The following is an 830-nucleotide window of genomic DNA, read 5'->3' as shown; positions in this document are numbered from 1 at the left end:
CCGACGGTGACTACACCGTCGACCTCTCCGGGCTCGCCGACGGCGAGATCACCAGCTCGCTGGCGATCACCGACGGGGCCGGCAACACCGCGTCGGTAACCGGCGATAGCCTCACGCTGGACACCCTGGCGCCCGCAACGCCGGTGATCAATTTCAGCAATGCCACCACCATTAGCGGGACCGGTGATCCCGGCAGCAATGTGACGGTTACCGACAACCAGGGCAATATCATCGGGGAGCCCGCGACCGTCGATGAAAATGGTGAATGGAGCGTCACCGCCGATGACGCACTGGATGATGGTTCCGAGATTAATGCGGTAGCCACCGATGCAGCCGGTAACGAGAGCGACCCCGCACTCGCCTTCGTCGACACGGATGGTAACGGCAATAATGCCATCGCTTTCGCCGAAGGCGGCGACGGCTTTATCGATGCCGACGAATCCACAGCCACGACCCTGGTCGGCCAGATCGAAGACGGTACTACGATCGATTCCGTCACTATCACCAGCTCGGGCGGTGGCGAAGACGTGGTGCTGGATGGGGCCACCATTACGGTTACCAATGGAACTTTTACTATCGACGGTGTCGACCTCTCCGGTCTCGAAGACGGTACGCTGACCGCAACTCTTGCCACCACCGATAACAACGGTAATGCGGGGACCGCTACCGATACCGCCATCCTCGACACCATTGCCGACGCCGCCCCGCTGGCCACCCTGACCAGCGACGATGGCGATGACCTGGTCAACGCCGACGAGGCCGGCACGGCCAGCTACACCGTCAGTGGCCTCGACCCGGATGCCACCGCCGTCGCTTCTTTCACCGACGGC

The 830-nt window shown here is 62.5% G+C and carries 1 protein-coding gene; it reads left to right on the top strand.

Features of this window, described 5'->3' with window-relative positions; translation table 11 throughout:
• On the top strand, positions 1-830 hold an 830-nt coding region (locus tag DOM45_RS19935; protein WP_205909521.1), incomplete at both ends, for an Ig-like domain-containing protein.

It is taken from the genome of Salinicola lusitanus, assembly GCF_003206045.1.
Classification (GTDB): domain Bacteria; phylum Pseudomonadota; class Gammaproteobacteria; order Pseudomonadales; family Halomonadaceae; genus Salinicola; species Salinicola lusitanus.
Note: the sequence above shows the minus strand (reverse complement) of the source record. Positions and strands in the feature narration are given on the sequence as shown.